An 18,395-nucleotide genomic window follows, 5' to 3' on the forward strand; every position below is an offset into this window, starting at 1 on the left:
GTCAAGCAGGAACGCGACGGGCGATGGCCCGCCTTCAGTACGCCGGAAGGGCCCTCTGCCGCATCAGTGCGCGACGAAGACCGGACAGGATGCGCCGAGCAGCAGCTTTTCGGTGGCGGAGCCCGTGAACAGCAGGCGCAACCCTGAATGATCATAGGCGCCCATGACCAGCAGCCGTGCCGGCATCGCTGCCGCCTCGGCCAGGAGGATGTCGAGCGGATGCGAGCCAGCCACCCCGACAGCCTCGGCAGCCATGCCGTGCCGGCGCAGATAGGCGGCCCCCTGTTCCGCCAGGAGGGCCGCCGTAGGCTCCGCGGGATCGACCGAGACGACGCGCGCGGCCATGCCCTCGCCCAGGCCGAGCAGCGTGAACAGCTGCAGCGCGCGCTGCGCACCCACGGACCCGTCATAGGCGACCAGCACGCCGCCCTCGACCCGCGGTGGCGCCGGTGGGACGACGAGCAACGGTCGCGCCCCGTCCTGCAACAGCGCCCCGATCACCGGCGCCAGCCCGTCCGGAGCTGTTTCGAGCCCCAGGGTCGAATCGCGACCGATGACGATGAGGTCATGCGATGTACCGGCCAGCAATAACGCGGCGTCGGGTGCCTCGGTCAGTCGCAGCGGCGTGACCGGCGTTTCCCCCGCCGCCCCGACACAGGCCGCGAGGGCGAGATCGGCTTCGGTCTCCAGGCGGGCGGCGCGCGCGGCGTCCCGGCGTTCCTTGAAAGCGCCGCCACCAGGCGGCACCGCCTCATGCGCGTCTCGTGCGTGCGGCACGTCGAGCACGGCTGCCGCCGTCAGTGCCGCGCCGGTGCGGCGCGCCAGCCCGATCGCCAGATCGCGCGCCGCGACGGCGCCCTTCGTATCGTCCAACGCCAACAGGATGCTGCGGATCATGCGGTATGGCCCCCCTCCAGCATGCTAGCCGCCGCGACGATGCAGGCCAACGTGACGCGTCAGCGCGGCCCGGGCAGCCGCAGGAAGGCCACGGAGCAGATGGTGAGCGCCACGGCGAAGACGAGCAGCGCCGCGCCGATCCCGCCGGCCGATGCGGCCAGCCCGGAAAGCGCCTGCAGCACCGCCGCCCCGCCGAAGAAGGACATGTTCATCGCCGACAACGCCCGGCCGACCCGTTCCGGCGGCACCGCCGCCCGCACCAGCGCGAAGCAGATTACCTGCGCGGAGATCAGCAGCCCGAAGGCCGCCAGCAGCACCACATCCGCCGCCACCCCCCAGCCGAGCGGCCCGCCCGCCACGATCAGCCCGATCACCGCCGCGGCGCCCAGATGCCCGGCCACCAGTATCGCGCTCCGGTGCCGCTGGAAGCGCCGTTCCAGCACCCCCGCCACCGCCGGCCCGATGATCAGCGCCACGGTGCAGGCCAGCAGCACATTGCCGGCGGGCACGCGCGCCAAATCCTTCACCTCCATCAGCCAGGGGCCACCCCACAGGCCGCGCACGCCGAGCACGGCGGCGAAGGAGGCGAAGGCGATCACCACTGGTCCGCGGATATCGCGGGACAGGCTGAGAGCCAGCACCTCCCGCACATCCGCCAGCATGCTGCGCGGGGCCTGCGGCGCGGCGCGCATCTCCTTCACCACCAACGCGACCGCGGTCGCGGCACCGGCCGCGAGCAGGGCGCAGGCGACATAGCCGCTGCGCCAGCCGGCATGGTCCACCAGCAGCGCCAACGGACTTGCGGAGAGCAACATCCCGGTATTGCCGAAGGCCTGGATGATCCCGCCCCACAGCCCGAACCGCTGCGGCGGCATGGTCTTGGCGGCATAGGTCACGGGGCACATCAGCATCCCCGAACAGCCGATGCCGAGCACGATCTGCGCCGCCAGCATCGACCACGGCCCGGTCGCCGCCGCGCCGAGCAGCGAACCCGCCGCGGCGATCGCCAGCAGAGCCAGCGCCGTCGGCTTCACGCCGTAGCGGTCCAGCGCCACGCCGACCGGCAGCATCGCGAGCGCGAAGGCCGCCGGAAAGGCGCCCGTCAGCGCGGCCAGCCCATCCGCCGTGAGGCCGAGATCCCGCTGCAGCACATCCGCCGCCATCGCCGGCAGCGTCCGCACCGCATTGGAGAAGACATGCCCGAGCGCAAGGGTCAGGATGGCGAGCCCCAGCGCGTTCACGCCGCCGCCACTGCCTCGATCTCGATCAGCCAGGCCTCGTCGAAGATGGCCGGCAGGATGACGGTCAGGGCGACACGCCGCCCGGCCAGGACCTCATTGCGGATGGCACGGTTCTCCGCAGCGTCCTCGCGCTGGGCGAGGAAGGTCGTCACCTTCACCAAATTGTCGAGACCCATCCCGGCGACGCGCAGCTGCGCCTCGAGATTCGCCCAGGCCTGGCGGCACTGCGCCGCGAAGCCTTCCGGCCGGCTGCCATCCGCCAGCAGCGGCACCTGGCCCGAGACGAACAGCAGCCGCGCGGGTGCGACAACCTCCGCCGCCTGGGCATAGCCCCCGAGCGTCGGCGGCGCATCAGGTGCGTCATGCGTGATGATGGGCATGGCCGTCAGTTCCTGAACATCTTCCCCGGGTTCAGGATGCCACGCGGGTCGAACGCCGTCTTCACGCTGCGCATCACGGCCAGTGCCTCCGGCCCGTGCTCCTGTTCCAGGAACTCCCGCTTGCCGAGGCCGACGCCGTGCTCGCCCGAACAGGTGCCGCCGAGCGACAACCCCTCCGCCACGATCGCCCGGTCCAGGGCCCAGGCGCGCTCCAGCCCGTCCGGCTCGTTCTCGGGGAACAGGATCAGGCAGTGGAAGTTGCCATCCCCGACATGGCCGACGATGCAGGAGGTCAACCCGCTCTCCTCCGACTTCTTCTTCGCCCCGAGCACGGCTTCGGTGAGGCGCGAGATCGGCACGCAGACATCGGTGGTGATGCCGCGATGGCCCGGCTTCAACGCGATCGCCGCCCAATACGCGTCGTGCCGCGCCTGCCACAGCCTGCTGCGCGCTTCCGCATCGGTCGCCCAGGTGAAGCCGGAGGCGCCGAACTCGGTCGCGATGGCCTCGACCGCCTCGGCCTGTTCCTTCACGCCGGCCTCGGTGCCGTGGAACTCCAGGAACAGCGTCGGGATCGGGGCAAAGCCCTCCAGCTTCGAATACTTGATGCAGGCCGCCATCTGGTCGTCGTCCAGCAATTCGATGCGCGCGACGGGAATGCCGGTCTGCATGACGGTGATGACCGTCTCGACCGCGGCGGCCAGCGACTGGAACTGGCAGACGGCAGCGGACGTCGCCTCCGGGATGCCCTGCAGCCGCAGCCGCACCTTGGTGATGACGCCGAGCGTGCCTTCCGAGCCGATGAACAGCCGCGTCAGGTCGTAGCCATTCGACGCCTTGCGCGTGCGCCCGCCGGTCTGGATCACACGGCCGTCGGCGAGCACGACCTCGAGGCCCAGCACCGCCTCCCGCATCGTGCCGTAGCGCACCGCATTGGTGCCGGAGGCGCGCGTGGCGCACATGCCGCCGAGCGAGGCGTGGCTGCCGGGATCGACCGGGAAGAACAGCCCCTTGTCGCGCAGGAAGGTGTTCAGCTCCTGCCGCGTCACCCCCGGCTCGATAAGGCAGTCCATGTCCTCCTCGTTCACCTCGAGCACCGCCTTCATGGTGGACAGGTCGAGCGAGATACCCCCGCGTACCGGGTTCACATGCCCTTCCAGTGAGGTGCCCGCGCCGAAGGGCGTCACCGGCACGCCATGCTGATGGCACAAGGCGAGCAGGCGCGAGACTTCCTCGGTCGTCTCCACGAAGGCGACGGCATCCGGCAGGGTGGGGGTGGTGGTGTCCTCGCCATGGCTATGCTGTTCGCGGACGCTGGCATTCACGCTGAGGCGGTCGCCCAGGATCTCGCGCGCGGCGGCGATCACGGCCGAAACGGCGGTACTGGCTTCCATGCTGGCTTTCCTTCCACGCGGAACTTTAAAGCCGCCTCCGTTCGCGTCGGCGTCTGGCCGCGGCTCCAGGCAAGTGATCGGACGAGCATCTCCACGCGATCAGGTCAGTCCACCTGATCGGAATCTGCTCCAGTCCGATGCGCCAGGAACGACGATTCCGGGACGCTGGCAAGACGGTCAGGCGGATGGCTCGGTCCTGCCCAGCGGGCAGGTCAGGCAATGCGGCCCACCCCCGCCGGCAGTGAACAGGGACAGGTCGGGGTCGAGCACCGTCAGCCCCTCCGCCCGCAGCGCCGCATTCAGCAGCGCCGATCCTCGGGCCGAGACGACCGTGTCGTTGCCCAGCGCCAGGATGTTGCAGCCAAGCTGCATGGCGTCCCGATACGCCACGTCGATGCAGCGGATTCCATGCCCGCCGAGCCAGCCGACGAAGTCCGGATCGAGCACATCCAGGCAGGCCACCGCCAGCGCTGGCGCCGCCATGCAGAACAGCACGTCGAGATGCAGGAAATGCTCGTCGAAGCTCTCGACCCGCACCTCCCACCCCTCGGCCCGCAGCCAGGCCGCGAACTGCTCCGCGCCGGCCAGGTCGGTGCGCCCGCCCGAAGCGCCGACGACCGCGAGCCCCGGCCGGATGATGTGGATGTCCCCACCCTCCAGCGTCCCGGCCGAGGATTTCCGCCAGAACGCACCTTCGTGGAAGTCGATGACCGCGGCATACTCGCCCCGCCGCTGGGGGCGTTCGAGCTGCGTCAGCACGGGCCCCCAGGGCGTCACCACCGCGGAATCGCGCGTATAGGCCATGTAGGGCAGGTGCGCTTCCGGCGGCAGCACATGCACCCGGGCCCCGCCCTGCCGCAGCGCCGCCACCAGTTCCTGATGCTGTGCCGCCAGCGCCATGGCGGATGGCTGCTGCGCCCCGGCGAGCGTGCGGCGCACGATCGAATTGGTGGGGATCCAGCGGTAGTGATCCGGCGGGCAGACCAGCACATCGGTCAGCGCGCCGGTCTCGGAACTGACGGCCCAGGTGGACATGCAGCGCAGCCTGCCGGGCGCATGCCTGCCCGTCCAGGGGGTGCGTTTGACGCTGGCCGGGGCGCGTCCTAGCGTCCCTGCCATAGCAGTGCCAACAACAGAGGAAACGGCGCCATGGCGAATGCGGTCAAGGAAGCGTGGAAGGCCGGCAAGGCCGTGGTGAACGGGTGGCTCGCCATCCCGAACGCCTTCTCTGCCGAGATGTATTCCAAATGCGGCTGGGACAGCGTGACCGTCGACATGCAGCATGGCGTCCAGGACTACCTGTCCTGCGTGGCCTGCTTCCAGGGCATCCAGCTCTCCACCGCGACGCCGATGGTGCGCGTGCCGTGGAACGAGCCCGGCATCGTGGGCAAGGTGCTCGACGCCGGCGCAATGGGCGTCATCTGCCCGATGGTGAACACCGTCGAGGAAGCCCGCGCCCTGGTGCAGTACAGCAAGTATCCGCCGAAGGGCACGCGGTCCAACGGGCCGATCCGCGCCGGCGCCTACGGTTCCTCGGGCGGCTACCAGAAGACCGCGAATGACGAGATCCTCGTCATCCCGATGATCGAGACCAAGCAGGCGATCGCGAACATCAAGGGGATCCTCGATGTTCCGGGTATCGACGGCATCTATGTCGGCCCCTCGGACCTCTGCTTCTCCTACGGCAAGGAGCCGAAGCTCGATGTCGAGGACCCGGAGATCCTCGCGATCTACGACATGCTGCTTGAGGAGACGGGCAAGCGCGGCATCGCCGCCGGCCTGCACAACGGCACCCCGGCCTATGCCAACAAGATGATCCAGAAGGGCTTCAAGCTCGTCACCATCGCGAACGAGGTCGGGCTGATGTGCCAGGCCGCGACCGCCGCCGTGAAGACCGCGCGGGGCTGACCGGATGGACGGCGTGGCGAAGCGCCCGCTGAGCCGCGCCGACTTCCGCTTCTTCATGGCCCATCGGGTTCGCTACGTCGAACTCGACACGCAGGGCATCGTCTTCAACGCCCACTACCTGACCTGGTACGACGAGACCGTGTCGGACTACATCCGCGCCGCCGGCTGGCAGTACCAGGATGAGGTGAAGGCCTCCGGTTGCGATTTCCACGTCGTCCGCGGCCTTGTCGAGTACAAGGTGGCGATCGGCCGCAAGGCGGAGATCGAGGTCGGCGTCCGCTGCACCCGCATCGGCCGCAGCTCCGTCACCTTCCAGCCCGGCATCTTCCCGAAGGATGCCGATACGCTGCTCGCCACGGGCGAGATCGTGTGGGTGCTGACCGACCAGGCGACGCGCCGCCCCGTGCCGGTTCCGGACAAGCTCCGCACCATGCTCGGTGCGTTCGAGGGGATGGATTTCAGCCCCGCCCCGTAGGACCCTGCCCGCAACCACAGCGGAAGTCGCGGGATGGAAACGGACTACCTCGTCATCGGCGCCGGTTCGGCCGGCTGCGTCGTCGCGGCGCGCCTGTCCGAGACCGGTGCGCGCGTCACCCTGCTCGAAGCCGGGCCGAAGGACCGCCATCCCTGGATCCACATCCCCGCCGGGATGCTGAAGCTGCTGCAGAACCAGAACCTCGTGAACTGGGGCTACGTCGCCGAACCGGCTGAGGGCGTGAACAACCGCGAGATCCGCTGGCCGCGCGGCCGCACGCTCGGCGGCACCTCCTCCATTAACGGCATGCTCTATGTCCGCGGCAACCCGGCCGATTTCGACATCTGGGCGCAGATGGGCTGCCGCGGCTGGTCCTATGCCGAGGTGCTGCCCTTCTTCCGCCAGTCCGAGACCTATCGCAGCGGCGGCGATCCCGACTATCGCGGCACCGACGGCCCGCTCCAGGTCGAGGACTACCGCACCATCCTGCCGCTGACCCACCGCTTCATCGAGGCCGCGCAGCAGGCCGGCCATCCGTTCCGGCAGGACCTGAACGGGCAGGAACAGGAAGGCGTCGGCTATTCCCAGATGACGCGCATCGGCCGCTGGCGGGGTTCGACGGCGCGGACCTATCTGCGCGGCGCCGGCAACCGCGTGCAGGTCGAAACCGATGCGCAGGTGGCCCGCCTGATCTTCGACGGACGCCGCTGCGTCGGCGCCGAGTACCGCCAGGGCGGGGAGACGCGCCGCATCACGGCGCGGCGGGAGGTGATCCTGTCCGGCGGCGCGGTGAATTCCCCGCACATCCTCCAGATGTCCGGCATCGGGCCGGCGGAGCACCTGCGGTCACTCAGCATCGGCGTGCTGGCCGACATGCCCGCGGTCGGCGCCAACCTCCAGGACCACTACGTCTCCCGCGTGCAGCATCGCGTGAGGGATAGCGTCAGCACGAACCAGCTCGCGCGCGGCCTGCGTCTCGCCGGGGAGGTCGCGCGCTTCTTCCTGCGTGGCGACGGCGCCCTGACCTTCGGCGTCACGACGGCGCAGGTCTTCGCGCGCTCGCGCGAGGGCCTGGAAAGCCCCGACCTGCAATTGTCGTTCACCCCGGCCTCCTATGCAGCAGGCAAGTTCGGCGTGCTGGAGACGGAACCAGGCATGACCTGCGCCATCTGCCCGGTGAAGCCGGACAGCCGCGGCACCGTCATGGCGCGTTCCGCCGACCCGTTCGACAAGCCGGCGATCCGGCCCAACTACCTCTCGGCACGATCGGACCAGGCACTGCTCGCCGCCGGCATCCGCATGGTGCGCGACATCTTCGCCCAGCCGGCCATCGCCCGGCACAGCGTCCAGGAAATCCTGCCCGGCCCCGGCGTCGCCACGGACGACGAGCTTCTCGCCTTCAACCGCCAATACGGCACGACGATCTACCACCCGGTCGGCACCTGCCGCATGGGCGAAGGACCCGATGCGGTGGTCGACAGCCGCCTGCGCCTGCGCGGCTTCCAGGGCCTGCGGGTCATCGACGCGTCCGTGATGCCCACGCTGACAACCGGCAACACCAACGCCCCGACCATCATGATCGGGGAGAAGGGGGCGGCGATGATCCGGGAGGACGCCGCGGCGTAAACCAGGTCACGCCGCGCGCATGGTCTTCGCAGGAAAGCAGCCGCTGACTGCATCCCGCGCCAGCACGACGATACGACGGGGACCATGACCGGCGAGGCCTCGCGCGACGACGAGCCGATGCGTCACCTCTGCGGCTGGGTGGGCGTGGAGCGCTACCCCTTCGAGGACGGCTTGGGCCGCGCATGGGGCAAGCCGCGCCCGCGCAGCACCGCATCCTCGCCGAACTTCGCGCGCAGCGCTTCCACCGCCTGCCAGCGCGCCGCGCGCTTCGGCGCCTCGGGGTCCGCCAGATCGCCGAGATCGGCCCGGGCCGCCGGCACCAGCGGCTGCGCACCGATGCCGATCAGGCGGAAAGCGGTCCCGTCCGTCTCCTTCGCCAGCATCGGCTGCGCGGCGGCGAACAGCACGTCCGGCAGCCGCGTCGGCTGCGGCAGTCGCACCGCGCGCGTTCGCGTCGCGAAGCCCGCCGTCTTCATCTTCAGCGTCACGCCGCTCGCCGCCAGTTCCTTTTCCCGCAGCCGCCGGGCCAGCTTCTCGCACATCCGCCACAGCGGCGCCTCCAGCGCCTGGCGGGACGTCATGTCGCTCTCGAAGGTGGTCTCGGCGCTGATCGACTTCGCTTCCCGGTCCGGATTCACACGGCGCACATCCTCGCCCCGCGCCCGTGCGGCCAGGGCGGGCCCGTCCTCCCCGAAGCGCCGCATCGCCTCCCGCACATCCAGCGCCGCTATCTGCCCGAGCGTCGAGAACCCCGCCGCCTGCAGCCGCTTCGTCACCGCCGGCCCCACCCCGGGCAGGACGGACACCGGCTGCGGCGCCAGCCAACCGGCAGCCTCGGGGCCGCCGATCACCGCGAAGCCTCGCGGCTTGTCCCGCTCCGCGGCCAGCTTCGCCATCAGCCTGTTCGCCGCGAGGCCGATCGAGACGGTCACCCCGACCTCGCGCTCGACCGCGAGCGCAAAGCGCGCCAGCACCACCGCCGGCGGCGCGCCATGCAGCGCCTCCGTGCCTGCCAGGTCGAGCACCGCCTCGTCGATCGACATCGGCTGCACCAGCGGCGTCAGCGCCTCCATCATCGCGCGGATGCGTCGGCCCTCACGCACGTACTTGGCGATTTCCGGCTTGATTACGACAGCATCCGGACAGGCCGCCAGCGCCTTGAACATCGGCATCGCACTCCGCACGCCCCGCGTGCGCGCGATGTAGCAGCAGGCCGATACCACCCCGCGCGTACCCCCACCCACGATCACCGGCTTCGTCAGCAGTTCTGGCCGGTCACGTTTCTCGACGCTGGCATAGAAGGCATCGCAATCGACATGCGCGACGGTCAGGCGGAACAACTCGTGATGCGCGGCGACGCGCCGCGATGCGCAGACGGGGCAGCGCGAGAACACGGGCTCGGCGGCGTGAAAGCAGTCACGGCAGAGGGCGGGCATGGCGGTTCTCAAACGGGCAGGTCGGTGTTGGAGGGGCGTTGCCCCTCCAAACCACCCCAGCAAAGGCCGAAGGGCCTTTGCAAACCTCAATTTGGTGCCGCGCGCCGTGGCGGGAACAGTGCCGGGGTCCGCCCGTGCGTCCCAAACGCGCGGACAGGGTCGTGGTTCTCCCTCGCGCCCCGTGCCGACGGATTGCGGTCTAGGACGCCCAGCATCCTGGTGGGGTGGTCCGGGGGGCAAGCGCTCCCCGCGAAACCGAGTCCGAGCGATGGACCGAGCGCGCGGGAGGGTCAGCGCCTACCCCTGCGGCATCACCCGGCATCCCATAGTCGCGCCGCGCCGAAGACCCCCGACGAATCCCCGTGCTTCGCCTGCACGATCGGCGTCCGCGCCACGTCCCCCAGCACATGCGGCGCCATCAGCCCCGGTAGGTCGGCGTATAGGTGCGGCATGTTCGACAGCCCGCCGCCCAGCACGATCACGTCCGGGTCGATGATGTTGGCGATCAGCCCCAGCGCGCGCGCCAAGCGGTCCGCATGCCGCGCCAGCGCGGCGACAGCCAGCGCATCCCCCGCCGCCGCGCGGGCGGGAATGCGGCCGGCATCGCGCGCGCCCGGCCCGTCGCAATCCGCGGCCAGCGCCGGCCCGGACAGGAACGTCTCCAGGCAGCCATGCCGCCCGCACCAGCAGCGAGGGCCCGGGAACTCCGCCGGCCGCATCCAGGGCAGCGGCGTATGGCCCCATTCCCCGGCCGTGCCGTTCGGCCCGTCCAGCAATCGGCCGGAGGAGACGATGCCGCCGCCACAGCCGGTCCCGACGATGACCGCGAAGACGGTGCGATACCCCGCGCCCGCGCCATCGGCTGCCTCGCTCATCGCCAGGCAGTTGGCGTCGTTGGTCACGCGGACATCGCGGCCGATCGCCGCCGCCACGTCCCGGTCCAGCGGACGGCCGTTCAGCGCCTGCGAATTGGCGTTGCGCACAAGGCCGGTCGCAGGGCTGAGGCTGCCCGGAATGCCAATGCCGACGCTGCCGCGCTCCCCCGTTTCCTGCTCCGCCTGCCCCACCAGGCCGGCGATGGCCTGGACGATCTCCTCATAGCCCGTCGGGGTGGCAACCCGGCGGCGCAGTCGCACCGCGCCATCGCGGTCGAGCGCGACGATCTCGGCCTTCGTGCCGCCCAAGTCGATTCCAAACCGCATCCCCGTCACGCTTCGTTCCGGCGCTGGCCAGCGGTCAGCATCGCGATCGAATCCGGCATCCTCGCTCCTGTCCTTACCGGAGCATTCTGTACCCCATGAAGCACGGCGCGGCACCCCAACCGCCGCGCTTGCTCCGCGCCGCGCCGGGTGGTGCAATCGGCGCATGGGTGAAACGCTGCTCGACGTGAAGGGCCTGACCTGCCCGTTGCCGGTCCTCAAGGCCAACAAGGCGCTGCGCGGCCTGCCCGCCGGCTCGCGGCTGACCGTGTTGACGACCGACCCGGCCTCAGTCGCCGATTTCCGCGCCTTCTGCAAGGAAACCGGCCATGCTCTGGTCGCCTTCGGGGAGGAAGCCGGCGCTTATCGCTTCGTGATCCGCAAGCGGGCGGACCCGCCCGCGTGAGCGTGCTCCTCCTGACCCACCGGGCCTGCCTGCACCACGATCCGGGCCCGCACCATCCCGAATGCGCGGATCGGCTGCGGTCGGTGCTGAAGGCGCTCGACGCCGGAGAATTCACAGACCTGATCCGCGGCGAAGCGCCGCTCGCGACCACCGAGCAGCTTAGCCGCGTGCATCCGGAGAATTATGTCTCGGCGATCCTGGCAATCCGGCCGGAACCGGACGAACACGTTGCCCTGGACGGCGACACGGTGATGTCCTGGGGCAGCGCGGAGGCGGCGCTGCGCGCGGCCGGTGCCGCCGTCGCCGCGGTCGATGCCGTGATGACGGGCGAAGTCCTGCGCGCCTTCTGCGCCACCCGCCCCCCCGGGCACCACTGCGAGCCCGCCAGACCGATGGGCTTCTGCCTGTTCTCCAACGCCGTGGTCGCGGCGCGGCACGCGCAGGCCGCGCACGGCGCCGCGCGGGTCGCCATCGTGGATTTCGACGTGCATCACGGCAATGGCAGCCAAGCCTGCGTCGAGACGGACGGCTCGATCTTCTACGCCAGCAGCCACCAATGGCCACTCTACCCCGGCACCGGCGACGTGAACGAGCACGGCGTCGGCAACATCCTCAACGTCACCCTGCCGCCTGGTTCGGATGGCGAGGCGTTCCGTACCGCCTGGACCGACCGGATCATTCCGGCGGTGGAGGCCTTCGCGCCGGAGCTGTTGGTCATCTCCGCCGGCTTCGACGCCCATGCCGCCGACCCGCTGGCGCAGCTCCGTGTGCGGGAGCCGGATTTCGCCGCCGTCACCGAGGCGCTCTGCGTCCTGGCCGACCGTTGCTGCGGCGGCCGGATCGTCTCGCTGCTGGAAGGTGGATATGACCTCGAGGCCCTGGGCCGGTCGGCGGCGACCCATGTCCGAACGCTGATGCGCGCATGAGGACGGGGGCTGTCCGATGACGTCGGATGCTACGGGTTCCGACCGCCTCGCCGTGCTGATCGACGCTGACAACGCCAATCCGAAGGTCATTGAGGCCCTGCTGACCGAAGTCGCGCGGTATGGCGTCTCGAGCGTGAAGCGCGCCTATGGTGACTGGACCACGCCGCAGCTCGGCGGATGGAAGACCGTGCTGCTGGACCATTCCATCCAGCCCATGCAGCAGTTCGCCAACACCAAGGGCAAGAACTCGACCGACAGCGCGATGATCATCGATGCGATGGACCTGCTGCATACGCGCGGACTCGACGGGTTCTGCATCGTGTCGAGCGACAGCGATTTCACCGGCCTCGCGCGGCGGATTCGCGAGAATGGCCTGCAGGTGATCGGCTTCGGGGAACGGAAGACGCCCAAGGCCTTCGTCGCCGCCTGCGATCGTTTCGTCTACACGGAGCTACTCCAGCCGCGCGCGGCAAAGGCAGCGGCCAAGGCCGCGCCCGAGCAAAGCCGCGTGCCGGTCGACCTGCTCCGCAACGCCGTCGAATCCGCATCGGACGACACAGGCTGGGCGGCGCTCTCGGCCGTGGGCAGCATCATCGCCAAGCAGTCGCCGGATTTCGATTCCAGAAGCTGGGGCCACGCCAAGCTCAGCGGCCTGGTGAAGTCGCTGTCGCGCCACTTCGAGGTCGAGGAACGCGCACGCGGGGACGGCCAATCGAAGGCGCTGTTCATCCGCGACCGGCGCGCGGCGCAATAGGCCCACACACGGAGCTGCGAGCAGCACGCTGGACGGGGCCGGCGCCGCGCCTTATGTCGCCCCCATCCTTCGGGAAGGAACGCCCATGAACCGTCGCGCCCTGCTCGCCGCCCTGCCGGCGGCCTCCCTCCTGCCCGCTACCGCCGGCGCACAGGCTTGGCCCGACCAACCCATCCGCGGCATCGTCCCCTTCGCGCCCGGTTCCGCCACCGACACCGTCGCCCGCGTCGTCGCAGAGGGCATGCGCCCTTCTCTCGGCCAGCCCGTGGTGGTCGAGAACCGCGCCGGCGCCAATGGCCTGATCGGCGCCGAGGCCGTGGCCCGCGCCGCCCCGGACGGCAACACCGTCCTGATCGGCACGAACTCCACCAACGCCGCCGCGAACGCCCTGTTCCGCCGTGTTCCGTTCGACATGGAGAACGGCTTCATCCCCGTCTCCACCATCGCGACGGTCCCCCTGCTGGTCGCCGTGAAGGCCGACAGCCCCTACCGGACGCTGGCCGAGCTGATCGCCGCGGCGAAGGCCCGGCCCGAGGGCATCACTTTCGCCTCCGCCTCGGCCTCCCAGCGGGTCGCGACCGAATCGCTCGCGGCGATGGCCGGCATCAAGATGCTGCACGTCCCCTACCGCTCCTCGCCGCTCGCGGTGCAGGACGTGCTGTCGGGCCGCGTGGACCTGTTCATTGCCGACCAGGCCGTCATCCTGCCGCAGGCCCAGGCCGGCGCCCTTCGCATCCTCGGCGTCACCTCTGGCCAACGCTCGGGTGCGGTGCCGGAGATCCCGACGGTGCGCGAAGCCGGCAACCTGCCGGACTATGAAGTGATTGCCTGGTTCGCCCTGTTCGTCCCGGCCGGCACGCCGGCGGAGCGGGTCACGCGGCTCAACCGCGCGGTCAACGCCTCGCTCGAACTGCCCGAAACGCGCGCCCGGCTCGGCACTTTCGGCATGGACATCCGCGGGTCCACCCCGGCCGACGCCGTCGCCTTCGTCCGCGCCGAGACCGCCAAATGGACCGCCGCCATCCGCATGGCGGGCATCGAGCCGGAATAGCCCGCCGCGCTCTTTGGCGGTAGAATGGCCGGGCATGGCCACTACACGGACCGAGGCGGGCCAGACGCCCGCCGACATCGATACCCTCACCTTCGAGCAGGCGCTGGCCGAGCTTGAAGGCATCGTGAAGGCGCTGGAAAGCGGCCAGGGCGCGCTCGAAGCGTCGGTCGCCGCCTACCAGCGCGGCGCGGCGCTCCGGACGCATTGCGAGCGCAAGCTCGCAGAGGCCGAGCAGAAGGTGCAGGCCATCGTCGAAACGCCATCGGGGCTGACGCTGCGCGATGTCGAATAGCCAGCAGGCGGAGGCGCTGCGCACGGCCATGGCCGAGGCGGCGGCCGAGATCGACCAGGCGCTCGACCTGCTGATCCCGCCCTCCGAAGGACCGGAAGCGCGCCTGTTCGACGCCATGCGCCACGCCGCGATCGGCGGGGGCAAGCGGCTGCGCGGCTTCCTGGTGCTGGAAGGGGCGCGGCAGTTCGGCGTCGGGCGCGACAGCGCGCTGCGCGCCGCCGCAGCCATCGAGATGCTGCACGCCTATTCGCTGGTGCATGACGACCTGCCCTGCATGGACGATGACGACCTGCGGCGCGGCAAGCCCACGGTCCACAAGGCCTTCGACGAGGCGACCGCCGTGCTCGCCGGCGACGCGCTGCAGGCCAACGCCTTCCATGCGCTCGCCGAACCGGAAACCCACGCCGACCCGGCCGTCCGGGCCGAGCTGTGCCGCTGCCTCGCCCGCGCCGCCGGCCCGCGGGGCATGTGCGGTGGCCAGATGCTCGACATGCTGGCCGAAGCCGCCGCCGAACCGCTGGAAGAGGCCGAGATCGGCCGGCTCCAGACGCTGAAGACCGGCAAGCTGATCGAATTCGCCGCCGAGGCGGGCGCCATTCTCGGCAAGGCCCCGCCCCAGCTTCGCCAGGCGCTGTGCTCCTACGGCCGCGATCTCGGCGCCGCCTTCCAGATCGCCGACGACCTGCTGGACGCCACCGCCTCCCCCGAGGAGACCGGCAAGCGCACTGGCAAGGACGCCGCGGCCGGGAAGGCCACCCTGGTCGGGCTGCTCGGATTGCCGCGCGCCCAGGCCCAGGCGGAAACCCTGGCCGCCCAGGCCGCGTCACATCTGGACGCCTTGGGCGATCGTGCCGATCTGTTGCGGGCGCTCGCGGCCTACGCGATCGCGCGGAGGAACTGATGACCCGTCCGGCCACCCCCCTGCTCGACCGCGTGTCCGTGCCGGCCGACCTGCGCAACTTCTCGGCCGACCAGCTCAAGACCCTGGCGGACGAGCTGCGCGCCGAGACGATCGACGCCGTCTCCGTCACCGGCGGGCACCTGGGCGCCTCGCTCGGCGTGGTGGAACTGACCGTCGCGGTTCATGCGGTGTTCGATACGCCGACGGACCGGCTGATCTGGGACGTCGGCCACCAGGCCTATCCGCACAAGATCCTGACCGGCCGGCGCGACCGCATCCGCACCCTGCGCCAGGGCGGCGGGCTGTCCGGCTTCACCCGGCGGTCGGAATCGGAATACGACCCGTTCGGCGCGGCGCATTCCTCCACCTCGATCTCGGCCGGCCTCGGCATGGCGGTGGCGCGCGACCTCAAGGGCAATGACGACCGGCACGTCATCTCCGTGATCGGCGACGGCGCGATGAGCGCCGGCATGGCCTATGAGGCCATGAACAACGCCGGCGCCTCGAAGGCGAACCTGCTCGTCATCCTCAACGACAACGACATGTCGATCGCCCCGCCCGTGGGCGCGATGTCGGCCTATCTGTCGCGGCTGATCTCTTCCCGCCCCTTCCTGTCGATCCGCGACATGATGGCGCGGCTGGCGAAGCGCTTCCCGCGCCCGCTGGAACGCGCGGCACGGCGCGCCGACGAATATGCCCGTGGCTGGTTCACCGGCGGCACGCTGTTCGAGGAACTGGGCTTCTACTATGTCGGCCCGGTCGACGGTCACAACCTCGACCATCTTCTGCCGATCCTGCGCAACCTGCGCGACACGGACCATGCCGGCCCGATCCTGCTGCATGTCGTCACGCAGAAGGGCAAGGGCTACGCCCCCGCGGAGGCCGCGGCCGACAAGTATCACGGCGTCCAGAAGTTCAACGTCGTCACCGGCGAACAGGCCAAGGCGCCGCCCGGCCCGCCGGCCTTCCAGAAGGTCTTCGCCAAGGCGCTGATCGCCGAGGCACGGGCCGATGATCGCATCGTCGCGATCAACGCGGCCATGCCGTCCGGCACCAGTCTCGACCTCTTCGCCAAGGAGTTCCCGAAGCGCTGCTTCGATGTCGGCATCGCCGAGCAGCACGCCGTCACTTTCGCGGCCGGCATGGCGACGGAGGGGATGAAGCCCTTCTGCGCGATCTATTCCACCTTCCTTCAGCGCGCCTACGACCAGGTGATGCACGATGTCGCACTGCAATCCCTGCCGGTGCGCTTCGCCATGGACCGGGCGGGCTTGGTCGGCGCCGATGGCGCCACCCATGCGGGCATCTTCGACATCGCCTATCTCGGCTGCCTGCCCGGCTTCGTGCTGATGGCCGCGGCGGATGAGGCGGAGCTGATGGACATGGTCGCCACCGCCGCGGCGATCGACGACCGCCCCTGCGGCTTCCGATACCCGCGCGGCGAGGGCTTCGGGCTCGACCTGCCGGCGCGCGGCTCGGTGCTGGAGATCGGGCGCGGCCGCCTGCTGCGCGAGGGTACGTCGATCGCCATCCTGTCCTACGGCGCGCGGCTGCGCGAATGCCTGAAGGCGGCGGACGACCTCGCCACCCACGGCCTGTCCTGCACCGTGGCCGACGCCCGCTTCGCGAAGCCGCTCGACACCGCCCTGGTGGAACGCCTGGCGCGCGAGCACGAGGTGCTGATCACCATCGAGGAAGGCTCGATCCTCGGCTTCGGTGCACTGGTCATGCAGCATCTCGCGACGCGCGGCCTGCTCGACGGCGGCCTGAAGATCCGGCCGATGTGCCTGCCCGACCGGTTCATCGACCATGAAGCGCCGAAGAAGCAGTATGAGGAAGCCGGGCTGAACGCTCCGCAGATCGTCGCCACCGCGCTCGCCGCGCTGGGCCAGGCGCGATCCGTGCAGCCGGCGAGGGCCTGATCGGGCACCGCCGGCCGCCCACGAACCCGCGGCAGTGACGACCGCCCACCTTCTGCTGGTCATCGCTTTCGCGGTGATCCATGTGCTGGTCATCCTGCGCGCGCTGCTGGTGGAAAGCCGCGACCCGATGTCGCGTGCTGCCTGGGTCCTCGCTCTGCTGCTGCTGCCCGGCCTCGGCGTCATCGCCTATCTGCTGGTCGGCGAACCCTGGCTGGCGCGGCGGCTGCGGCGCCGTTCCGCAGCGGTGCTGGAGTTGCTGGCGAGCCGCACCCGCGCCGGCTGCGAGGCCGCCGCCGCCCCGCGCGACGCCATCCCCGAACGGTTCCGCGCCGCCTTCCGGCTTTGCGAGGCACTCGCCCGCTGTCCGACCGCCGGCGGCAATACCGCCCGCCTCGCTGCGGATTCCAACGCCGCCATCGATGCCATGGTCGCCGCCATCGACGCCGCGACCGACACGGTCCACCTGTCCTTCTACATCTGGCTGGCCGACACCAACGGCCTGAAGGTCGTCGATGCGCTTTGCCGCGCCGCGCCGCGCGGCGTCACCTGTCGCGTCATCGCGGACGGAATCGGTTCACGCCCGCTCGTTCGCTCCGCCCACTGGCGCCGCATGCGGGACGCCGGCGTGCACCTGCAGAGTGCCCTGCCCGTCGCCCGCGGCCCACTCGTCTTCCTCGGCACCCGCGCCGACCTGCGCAACCATCGCAAGATCGTCGTCATCGACAACCGCATCACCTTCTGCGGCAGCCAGAACTGCGCCGATCCGGAATTCCGCATCAAGCCCCGTTTCGCGCCCTGGGTGGACATCATGGCGTCCTTCGAAGGGCCCGTGGTCCTGCAGAACCAGCTCCTTTTCGCCAGCGACTGGATGGCGGAGGCAGGCGAGGACCTCACGGCCGTTCTCGCCCGCCCGGCGCCTGCCCCCCAGCCGGACGGCTTTCCGGCCATCGCCTTCGGCACCGGCCCCAACTCGCCGAAAGGCGCGATGTCGGACGTCTTCATCGCCCTGCTCGGCGGCGCCGAGCGGGAGGTGGTCATCTCCACCCCCTATTTCGTGCCGGACTCCCCCCTGCTCGCCGCCCTGATCGCCTGCGCTCGGCGCGGCGTGGAGACGCTGCTGATCGTGCCTGCCCGCAACGACTCCTGGGCAGTCAGTGCCATCAGCAAGGCCTACTACCCGGATCTGCTGGCCGCCGGTGTCCGGATCTTCGAATTCCACGGTGGGTTGCTCCATGCGAAGACGCTGGTGCCCGACCGCGCCGTCGCTCTGATCGGCTCGGCGAACATGGACCGCCGCAGCATCGACCTGAACTTCGAGAACAACATCCTGCTGTCCTCGGAGCAGATGGCTCATGACATCCGCGAACGGCAGGAAAGCTACCTGCGCAGCGCGACCGAGGTCCGGCCGGAGAAGCTGACGCGGCGGACAATCCCGCGCCGCCTGTGGGAGAATACGCTGACGATGTTCAGTCCGGTGCTGTGATGAGTCGGTCGTCGCGCTTCCGGGGAGGTGCCCTGCCGAGCCAGGGGCGAAAGGCCGTTCTGATGATCCGGCTGCTTGCCGCAGCAGAGAGCGGAGGGGCGCTG

Annotated in this window: 18 protein-coding genes; 11 read left to right on the forward strand and 7 right to left on the reverse strand. The window is 70.3% G+C overall.

Annotation, left to right across the window (positions count from 1 at the left end; translation table 11 throughout):
- Positions 1-63: 63 nt before the first annotated feature.
- The 5 genes from GXW78_RS16330 to GXW78_RS16350 all read right to left on the reverse strand — a co-directional run bounded on the left by GXW78_RS16330 (position 64) and on the right by GXW78_RS16350 (position 4,947).
- Positions 64-897 (reverse strand): universal stress protein, encoded by an 834-nt coding sequence (locus GXW78_RS16330; RefSeq protein WP_211869903.1) that lies wholly within the window; start codon positions 895-897, stop codon positions 64-66.
- Positions 898-956: 59 nt separating this feature from the next.
- Complete coding sequence (locus GXW78_RS16335) at positions 957-2,138, reverse strand: MFS transporter (protein ID WP_338147761.1); 1,182 nt, start codon at positions 2,136-2,138, stop codon at positions 957-959.
- The gene (locus GXW78_RS16340; protein ID WP_211869904.1) at positions 2,135-2,518 is read right to left on the reverse strand and encodes a RidA family protein; all 384 of its coding nucleotides are present in this window, start codon (positions 2,516-2,518) and stop codon (positions 2,135-2,137) included. Before GXW78_RS16340 ends, GXW78_RS16335 begins: the two co-directional genes overlap by 4 nt.
- 5 nt (positions 2,519-2,523) lie before the next feature.
- Positions 2,524-3,912: an FAD-binding oxidoreductase gene (locus GXW78_RS16345; protein ID WP_211869905.1), complete on the reverse strand. Its 1,389-nt coding sequence runs from the start codon at positions 3,910-3,912 to the stop codon at positions 2,524-2,526.
- A gap of 177 nt (positions 3,913-4,089) precedes the next feature.
- Positions 4,090-4,947, reverse strand: coding sequence for a dimethylarginine dimethylaminohydrolase family protein (locus GXW78_RS16350; protein WP_211869906.1), 858 nt, complete (start codon positions 4,945-4,947; stop codon positions 4,090-4,092).
- A 114-nt stretch (positions 4,948-5,061) separates the two neighbouring features.
- On the opposite strand from GXW78_RS16350, the gene GXW78_RS16355 reads away from it, so the two are divergent.
- The 3 genes from GXW78_RS16355 to GXW78_RS16365 are packed head-to-tail and all read left to right on the forward strand — an operon-like array spanning position 5,062 to position 7,921.
- Entirely contained in the window at positions 5,062-5,820 is a 759-nt protein-coding gene (locus tag GXW78_RS16355; protein WP_211869907.1) for an HpcH/HpaI aldolase family protein, read from the forward strand.
- Positions 5,821-5,833: 13 nt separating this feature from the next.
- Complete coding sequence (locus GXW78_RS16360; RefSeq protein WP_211869908.1) at positions 5,834-6,295, forward strand: acyl-CoA thioesterase; 462 nt, start codon at positions 5,834-5,836, stop codon at positions 6,293-6,295.
- Between the two features lie 33 nt (positions 6,296-6,328).
- Positions 6,329-7,921 (forward strand): GMC family oxidoreductase, encoded by a 1,593-nt coding sequence (locus GXW78_RS16365; RefSeq protein WP_211869909.1) that lies wholly within the window; start codon positions 6,329-6,331, stop codon positions 7,919-7,921.
- Between the two features lie 152 nt (positions 7,922-8,073).
- Here GXW78_RS16365 and GXW78_RS16370 read toward each other — a convergent pair whose 3' ends face one another.
- Positions 8,074-9,357, reverse strand: a complete 1,284-nt coding sequence (locus GXW78_RS16370) for a DNA polymerase IV (RefSeq protein WP_211869910.1) — start codon at positions 9,355-9,357, stop codon at positions 8,074-8,076.
- Between the two features lie 311 nt (positions 9,358-9,668).
- Positions 9,669-10,559, reverse strand: coding sequence for an ROK family protein (locus tag GXW78_RS16375; RefSeq protein ID WP_211870007.1), 891 nt, complete (start codon positions 10,557-10,559; stop codon positions 9,669-9,671).
- 163 nt (positions 10,560-10,722) lie between these two features.
- On the opposite strand from GXW78_RS16375, the gene GXW78_RS16380 reads away from it, so the two are divergent.
- From GXW78_RS16380 to cls, 8 genes are all read left to right on the forward strand, one after another.
- The gene (locus GXW78_RS16380; protein ID WP_211869911.1) at positions 10,723-10,962 is read left to right on the forward strand and encodes a sulfurtransferase TusA family protein; all 240 of its coding nucleotides are present in this window, start codon (positions 10,723-10,725) and stop codon (positions 10,960-10,962) included.
- Positions 10,959-11,888 (forward strand): histone deacetylase family protein, encoded by a 930-nt coding sequence (locus GXW78_RS16385; protein ID WP_211869912.1) that lies wholly within the window; start codon positions 10,959-10,961, stop codon positions 11,886-11,888. The genes GXW78_RS16380 and GXW78_RS16385 overlap by 4 nt, the downstream gene beginning before the upstream one ends.
- A 16-nt stretch (positions 11,889-11,904) precedes the next feature.
- Positions 11,905-12,642 carry an NYN domain-containing protein gene (locus GXW78_RS16390; RefSeq protein ID WP_211869913.1) on the forward strand — a complete coding sequence of 246 codons (738 nt, stop codon included), beginning with the start codon at positions 11,905-11,907 and terminating at the stop codon, positions 12,640-12,642.
- 85 nt (positions 12,643-12,727) lie between these two features.
- Positions 12,728-13,693 (forward strand): Bug family tripartite tricarboxylate transporter substrate binding protein, encoded by a 966-nt coding sequence (locus GXW78_RS16395; protein WP_211869914.1) that lies wholly within the window; start codon positions 12,728-12,730, stop codon positions 13,691-13,693.
- A gap of 34 nt (positions 13,694-13,727) precedes the next feature.
- Positions 13,728-13,985 (forward strand): exodeoxyribonuclease VII small subunit, encoded by a 258-nt coding sequence (locus GXW78_RS16400; RefSeq protein WP_211869915.1) that lies wholly within the window; start codon positions 13,728-13,730, stop codon positions 13,983-13,985.
- On the forward strand, positions 13,975-14,886 hold the full coding sequence (locus GXW78_RS16405; RefSeq protein ID WP_211869916.1) for a polyprenyl synthetase family protein: 912 nt from the start codon (positions 13,975-13,977) through the stop codon (positions 14,884-14,886). The genes GXW78_RS16400 and GXW78_RS16405 overlap by 11 nt, the downstream gene beginning before the upstream one ends.
- Positions 14,886-16,808: a 1-deoxy-D-xylulose-5-phosphate synthase gene (dxs, locus tag GXW78_RS16410; RefSeq protein ID WP_211869917.1), complete on the forward strand. Its 1,923-nt coding sequence runs from the start codon at positions 14,886-14,888 to the stop codon at positions 16,806-16,808. Before GXW78_RS16405 ends, dxs begins: the two co-directional genes overlap by 1 nt.
- A 34-nt stretch (positions 16,809-16,842) precedes the next feature.
- Positions 16,843-18,291, forward strand: a complete 1,449-nt coding sequence (gene cls / locus GXW78_RS16415; RefSeq protein WP_338147762.1) for a cardiolipin synthase — start codon at positions 16,843-16,845, stop codon at positions 18,289-18,291.
- Positions 18,292-18,395 lie beyond the last annotated feature (104 nt).

The organism is Neoroseomonas terrae, from assembly GCF_018129025.1.
In the GTDB taxonomy this organism is placed as follows: Bacteria; Pseudomonadota; Alphaproteobacteria; order Acetobacterales; family Acetobacteraceae; genus Neoroseomonas; species Neoroseomonas terrae.

Bases quoted from the DNA above. Each gene is read 5' to 3' on its own strand.
- GXW78_RS16330 (WP_211869903.1), bottom strand. From the start codon at position 897: ATGATCCGCAGCATCCTGTTGGCGTTGGACGATACGAAGGGCGCCGTC.
- GXW78_RS16340 (WP_211869904.1), bottom strand. From the start codon at position 2,518: ATGCCCATCATCACGCATGACGCACCTGATGCGCCGCCGACGCTCGGG.
- GXW78_RS16345 (WP_211869905.1), bottom strand. From the start codon at position 3,912: ATGGAAGCCAGTACCGCCGTTTCGGCCGTGATCGCCGCCGCGCGCGAG.
- GXW78_RS16350 (WP_211869906.1), bottom strand. From the start codon at position 4,947: ATGTCCACCTGGGCCGTCAGTTCCGAGACCGGCGCGCTGACCGATGTG.
- GXW78_RS16355 (WP_211869907.1), top strand. From the start codon at position 5,062: ATGGCGAATGCGGTCAAGGAAGCGTGGAAGGCCGGCAAGGCCGTGGTG.
- GXW78_RS16365 (WP_211869909.1), top strand. From the start codon at position 6,329: ATGGAAACGGACTACCTCGTCATCGGCGCCGGTTCGGCCGGCTGCGTC.
- GXW78_RS16370 (WP_211869910.1), bottom strand. From the start codon at position 9,357: ATGCCCGCCCTCTGCCGTGACTGCTTTCACGCCGCCGAGCCCGTGTTC.
- GXW78_RS16375 (WP_211870007.1), bottom strand. From the start codon at position 10,559: ATGCGGTTTGGAATCGACTTGGGCGGCACGAAGGCCGAGATCGTCGCG.
- GXW78_RS16380 (WP_211869911.1), top strand. From the start codon at position 10,723: ATGGGTGAAACGCTGCTCGACGTGAAGGGCCTGACCTGCCCGTTGCCG.
- GXW78_RS16390 (WP_211869913.1), top strand. From the start codon at position 11,905: ATGACGTCGGATGCTACGGGTTCCGACCGCCTCGCCGTGCTGATCGAC.
- GXW78_RS16395 (WP_211869914.1), top strand. From the start codon at position 12,728: ATGAACCGTCGCGCCCTGCTCGCCGCCCTGCCGGCGGCCTCCCTCCTG.
- GXW78_RS16400 (WP_211869915.1), top strand. From the start codon at position 13,728: ATGGCCACTACACGGACCGAGGCGGGCCAGACGCCCGCCGACATCGAT.
- GXW78_RS16405 (WP_211869916.1), top strand. From the start codon at position 13,975: ATGTCGAATAGCCAGCAGGCGGAGGCGCTGCGCACGGCCATGGCCGAG.
- dxs (WP_211869917.1), top strand. From the start codon at position 14,886: ATGACCCGTCCGGCCACCCCCCTGCTCGACCGCGTGTCCGTGCCGGCC.